Here is a 6,092-nt window from a genome sequence, read left to right on the forward strand (position 1 = left end):
TCTTCATTTAATAACGTGGCTTGTAACCCGCCTAAGTAATCGGCCAAGCCATACACTTGTTGCACGGGGTCATATTGGCGAACCCAAATAATGTCGCGCTTTTTATATTTTTTTACTTGGCTATTACGCTCAAGCACTACCGCGCCACCATCACCGCCAACACGGGTACGGTAACTAGGTAGCGGAAACAACCTAACAATTTGCCCAAAGCCATTACGTATTTTTAATAGTGCCACATCGCCAAATTGCACCAGGTTTAAAAAGCCCGCTTGTACTTGCTGTGCACTCATACCACCGCTAATAAAACGGCTCGCGGCCATGTTTGCACGGCTTTGCACTATGCCGCCGTGCTGGGCGTTACGCCGTGTTAAGTTGGCTAATAAATGGCGGTCTACTGGCGGCTCCCAGTAATTATCCATATCGTTATAAAGCAGCGAGTCGTAATCGGTTAGCCACATGTCGGGCATTACTTGCTCAGGCAAGCCAAACACAACGGGCGCATTTTGTTTATTTTGTTGATCGTGCGGCTGGTCAGTTAACTGCTCAGCGTTTTGGTCTAATTCTGCATGGTCCATCGTGATTTTCTCTTATGTGCATGGTTAAGGGGTTCGTTAATAACAGCGTGGCTAATAGCAAAAAATACGTCTGCATGGCCTATGGTGTTATCTCGGCTGGCTTTAAAGGTTATGGCACCGCCCGACTCGGTACTGGTGCGGCGTATTGAAAGGCAGCTCATAGCTATATCTTTATGGGATGCATCCCATTCAAGTCGGCCACCTTCAATCAGGTCGATCATTTTAAGTACTAAGCGGGTTTTACTGCCTACGCTGTAATGTATGGCGGTGGCTTCACGCGGGTAAAGTGTGGTGAGTGAGTCAAACACCCCCGCGCCAATGCCGGTGGTATCTACACCAATATAAGTAACGCGATACTTAGCGTATATTTTTTGAATTTCGCTCACGTGGTGCGAAAAGTTCATCCCGCGCCAATAGTGTTTTTCAAGTATTCTAAATTTTTCGCCCGATATTTCAGGTGGGGCAACCACCACTAGTGCAGCGTTATCGCGGGTGCGTGATGGGTCGTAACCTAACCACACCTCACGGTTACCGAATGGCTGCACAGCATTGGGTTTGTGATCTTGCCAGCGGGTGGCATCAACCATGGCTTTTTCAAGGTCGCTGAATTTAAATATACTGTCGGCATCGTCCACAAATATGCACATAAACAGGTTATTAAAATCATCGGCATTGTATTCATCGCGCAGTTCTTCAATGTCGAATAACTCACAGCCACCGCGCAAGGCATCTTCAATGGTAACTACATAGCGCCATTGCTTATCGGGGCACAGCCTGCCGTTATCGCGTAATTCATCAAAGCTGGGGAACTCAATTTCTTCGCGTTCGGCGCGCCCTTGGCGCCAGTGATCACCCGTCCAAAATGTATAAGCAGGGTGCGCTTTAGTCGACGGGGTTGAAAAATACGTTTTACGCCACTTTTTATGCGTGGCCATGGCGCTGGCTAATTTGTTTAGCTCGTTAAACTTACCAATCCAAAAGTATTCATCTACATAAACATGGCCGTGGTAACTTTGCGCGGTTTTGCTGTTGGTACTTAAAAACCGTAATTCGGCATCACCATGGGCGGTGTGCAAAGTAATGGGATTACCGGTTAGCTCTATTTCAAAAAACTCATGTGCAATGGCAATTATATAACTGCGGAACACCTCAGCCTGTGCGCGACTAGCAGAGAGGAATATTTGCGGGTCGCCACTTAATACCGCATCTTTAAACGCCTCACCTGCAAAGTAATAGGTTGCCCCAATTTGGCGGCTTTTTAAAATATTACGAATACGCTGGTGCAAGTTTTCGTGCATGGTTTTTTGGTAACCAAATAACGAGTCGTACCAGGTGCCAAAGTCTTCAGCAGTTAAATGGCTAACATCATTTTTACGCTTACGGCCTTTGCTTTTTTTATTGTCTGCGCCGCCACCTTTATTGTTTTTATTACTGGGTTGGTTAGTGCCGTGGAGTTGCTCTGCCTGTGCTGCTTTTTCTTGCTGGGCGCGCTGTTTTTTAAGCTTCACATGCTTTTCTATCAGCATGTCGAGCTCTTTTATTTGGTTACCTGTTTTATCGCTTACATCGGTGAGTATTAAAATTCGCCGTGCAATGGCTTCGTCTACGTCTTCTTCGCGCAGCATATCGCGCCAGTTGTATTTATCGGCCCAATAGTAAATAACACGGTTGTTTGGTAACGCCAGTTCCGCGCGTATTTCGTCGGGGGTGTGGTGGCGCAAATAAAGCCGTTTTGCTGCTTCGCGTATTTCCGGTGAATAAGCCATTACGTGGTATAAGTCGCTCGTAAAATTAATAACTAGCCACAGTGTATTGGTTTACAATAAGCTTATAACCGCATAAAAACCCTCATGTTTCCTAAAACCCCAATCTAGGAATTATCAAAAAGCTAACCAATGTATTCAGCCTTTTTTTATGGCTATGCTGCGTTTAAATATTAAGTAACGCGGTAAGCAAGTAATGGCAAAGCAATCAGGTTGGGTAATTGCAGCAACAGAAGGTGCAACAGTAGACGGGCGAACCATTTCAAAAGAGTGGATCACTCAAATGGCTGCATCGTATTCGGTTGATGAATACACCGCGCTTATTTGGCCTGAGCATTTTCGTTCAAGTTGGGGCCCAAGCGAAGGTAAAAACTGGGGCACTGTTGACGAAGTAAAAGCCGCTAAACAAGGTGGTAAATTACGTCTGTTTGTAAAAATTACCGCTAACGACTACCTACTAGCTGCCAACAAAGACGGCCAAAAGCTGTTTATGTCTATTGAGCCAAACCCAGATTACAAAAGCGAAGGGCGCTGCTACTTACAAGGCCTTGCCGTTACCGACTCGCCAGCCAGTTCTGGAACCAGCCGCTTAAAATTCTCTATTGGTGATAATGAAGTAAATCACGAATATAGCCAACTCGAAACGCTACAACACAGTGACTTTATTACCACCAATAGCGAACCAACTACCCCAAATAGCAAACACGCCAAAGCGCAAAGCTTAATGGCGCAACTATTTAGCTTATTTTCTAGTGATCAGCAGCCAGCCGATCAGCAAGATGAAATCACCGAGGAAGACACCATGAAACAAGAACAGTTTGACGCCCTCATGGGCAAGTTTGACGGATTAGAAACCAAGGTGACCGACCTTGAAACTAAATTCAGCAAGCCACCAAAAGCCGAAGAAACCCCGCCAGTTGAAGAACCAAAAGACGACGAGCCTGAAAGCGATAAAACCGCAGCAGGCGTAACCGCTGAGCAGTTTAGCCAGCTAATGGAAAAAGTAGACGGCTTTAGTAAAAAGGTAGATGGCATAGAAACCAAATTTAACGCCCTTAGCCAAGAGCAAGGCGGCCAAGAGCCCGACCCAGTAGGCGGCGAAACCATAGACCTGGTTTAACCAAGCGCTTAACCACGTTTACCTTTATTAATGCATAACAGAGCGAGATAACGCATGCAATTAAATCAAATAGCCGCTGGGTTTTTAAAACAATACTCAACGCAACTAGCTAAAACATTCGGTGTTGAAGACGTAACTAAACAGTTTGCAGTAACAGCACCAATGGAAACCAAACTACGTTCCGCGCTTTTAGAGTCGGTCGAGTTCCTACGCATGATCACTACCATGCCAGTCGATCAACTAAGTGGCCAAGTAGTAAAAGTAGGTAACTACGGCATTGCGACAGGTCGTAAAGCCGGTGGCCGTTTTACATCAGGTCAAGGCGTTGATGGCTTTAAATATCAGTTAACAGAAACCGATTCATGTTCAGCGCTTACATGGGCGCTGTTATCTGCATGGGGTAATGCCGGTAACCAAAATGAGTTCATGAAAAAAATGAACGACAACGCAACGCACCGTTTTGCACTCGATATGCTGCGCGTTGGTTTTAATGGTACATCAATCGCCCCTACATCAGACCCAGTAGCAAACCCATTGGGCGAAGATGTAAACAAAGGCTGGCATCAAATTGTAACGGAAGAAGCACCTGATCAAATCATGACTGATCCTGTTTACTTTGACCCAGACGGCGCAGGCGATTACAAAACGTTAGATGCCATTGTGACCGAGCTTAAAAACACGCTTATTCACCCGTCATTGCGTAACGACCCACGCTTAGTTGTATTGGTTGGTAGTGACCTTACGGCCACTGCACAAACACACATGATGAACCAAGCCGACAAGCCAAGCGAAAAAGTAGCGGCACAGCAAATGGATAAAAACATTGGCGGCCTACGTGCATACACGCCGCCGTTCTTCCCGGGCAAGCGCATTGTAGTAACCATGCTAAGCAATTTGCATATTTATACGCAGCGCAACACATCACATCGCAAGTCTGAAAACGTTGAAGACCGCAAACAGTACGAAGATAAGTACTGGCGTAACGAAGGCTACGCAATTGAAGAGTTTGAAGCGTACGCGGCGATTGACGAAAGCGCGATGAATATTGGCCCTAACCCAGCGCCTTAATTTATTGCAAAACCAGTTGCTAGGCCTAACCGCCTAGCAGTTAACCAATTTATTAAAAGGTAACCGTGCCATGAGTGCCATTGCTGATTTTAAAAAGCGCCGCCTAGCTGCAAAAGCTAAAGGCGAAACCAAAGCCACAACCACAACGGGTAATGCTGATACGGCCAATACGCCAGAAACCACAGCCCTTAAATTGCTCGCGCAGTTGCTAGGTTGCGACGAATCAAAAGCCATTGAAACCGCGCAACAATACGTTGACCAAAACATTAAACACTTTGATTTAGGCTTTGATCCTGCCGCACCAGGTGAAGACAAAAACGCTGTTGCTGAAGTAACCCTTGATGAAAGCGGCAACATTGAAAACATTGATGTTTCACCCGTTGAAGATGCAACCGACGAGCTAAACGAAAGCATTAACACCGCAAGCAATGCGGCAGGCGAAATTGAAAGCGCCGCAGATAAAGCAAGCGATGCTGCCAGCGATTTAGCCTACCAAGCCGACGATATTAACGCCGCAAATAGCGACTTAAAAGACACGGTTGAAGAGCTAAAAAAGCCGTCGGCGGCGCAAGAATCCTCCAATTCAAAGAGCAAAACCAAGCAAAAAAACAGCTCGAAAAAGTAAGCCTAACAGGCAAAGGGCAATACGCCCCAAGCCTGCACTTACAGCTTATTGAATTAGAAGACGACTTAAAACGCTTAAAAAGCTATGTAACCCGCGCCGACAAAATCACTCACAAACGTGATGTGTTATTGCCAAAGTGGTTACCCATTGTTGAAGACTATTTAGCAAAAGAAGGAAAGCAAAATGAAGACAACCCGATTTATGCGTACTGCACGATTTGGCTGTTTGACGTTGGCAACTTCGCTCGCGCTCTTGAGTTTGGTTTCAGAGCCATTGAGCTTAACCAGCCCATGGCTAGCAGCATTCGCCGCCAGTGGCCTGGTTTTATTGCCGACACTGTTTTTGAGTGGGCAAGCACCCAAGCAGAAAAAGGCAACAGCATTGAGCCTTATTTTAGCCAAGTGTTCAGCAAGGTTGCGAACACGTGGAAATTACCTGAGCAAGTTACGGCTAAGTACTACAAGTTTGCGGGTCTTGCGTTACTGCGCAGCAAAAACGGCGACATATCGCCATCGCATGTGGGCGACGTGCAACGCTTACAGCAAGCCGATGGCTACTTAGCCAAAGCCGCCGAACTGCATAAACACGCACAAGTAAAAACAGTAAGAAACAAAATAGCCATGAGATTAAGAGCCATTGCCGAGCTAAACGCCCAGTAATAGCCAAAGCTCCAAACCCTCCAGTGCACTAGCCGAGCGTTTAACGGGCGACCGTTAATAACCGCGTCGACGCTAACTGCACTGAACCCAAATTGAATAGGTATACGGTATGTCATTTGGATACGAAGCAACAGCACAAAACAGCATTGAAATAGATGCTCAAAGCGGCTGGCCAGCGTTAAGCACTGGCGAGTTTCGTGATCATCGCCGCATACCTGAGTTTTACGAAGAAACCGTAATAGCCGACTCATTAAACCGCAGCGCATTAGAAGTGCAGCAGCA

General features: G+C 46.3%; 5 protein-coding genes and 1 pseudogene. 4 read left to right on the forward strand and 2 right to left on the reverse strand.

The annotated features are described in order from the left end of the window. Positions 1–575 (reverse strand): annotated as a pseudogene (locus L641_RS0119575) (phage portal protein); the annotation flags it as partial. Beyond that, a complete protein-coding gene (locus tag L641_RS0119580; RefSeq protein ID WP_024601304.1) occupies positions 557–2,341 on the reverse strand; it encodes a terminase family protein in 1,785 nt (594 codons plus the stop codon). The gene L641_RS0119580 and the pseudogene L641_RS0119575, both read right to left, overlap by 19 nt. 193 nt (positions 2,342–2,534) lie before the next feature. On the opposite strand from L641_RS0119580, the gene L641_RS0119585 reads away from it, so the two are divergent. The 4 genes from L641_RS0119585 (at position 2,535) to gpM (ending at position 5,810) form a co-directional block, all read left to right on the forward strand. After that, positions 2,535–3,458 (forward strand): GPO family capsid scaffolding protein, encoded by a 924-nt coding sequence (locus L641_RS0119585; protein ID WP_024602868.1) that lies wholly within the window; start codon positions 2,535–2,537, stop codon positions 3,456–3,458. Positions 3,459–3,512: 54 nt separating this feature from the next. Then, complete coding sequence (locus L641_RS0119590) at positions 3,513–4,526, forward strand: phage major capsid protein, P2 family (protein ID WP_024602869.1); 1,014 nt, start codon at positions 3,513–3,515, stop codon at positions 4,524–4,526. Between the two features lie 70 nt (positions 4,527–4,596). Further along, positions 4,597–5,151 carry a hypothetical protein gene (locus tag L641_RS0119595; protein ID WP_024602870.1) on the forward strand — a complete coding sequence of 185 codons (555 nt, stop codon included), beginning with the start codon at positions 4,597–4,599 and terminating at the stop codon, positions 5,149–5,151. A gap of 47 nt (positions 5,152–5,198) precedes the next feature. Beyond that, positions 5,199–5,810, forward strand: coding sequence for a phage terminase small subunit (gpM, locus tag L641_RS23050; protein WP_084298553.1), 612 nt, complete (start codon positions 5,199–5,201; stop codon positions 5,808–5,810). Positions 5,811–6,092 lie beyond the last annotated feature (282 nt).

This window comes from Pseudoalteromonas sp. TB41, assembly GCF_000497975.1.
Lineage (GTDB): Bacteria > Pseudomonadota > Gammaproteobacteria > Enterobacterales > Alteromonadaceae > Pseudoalteromonas > Pseudoalteromonas tetraodonis.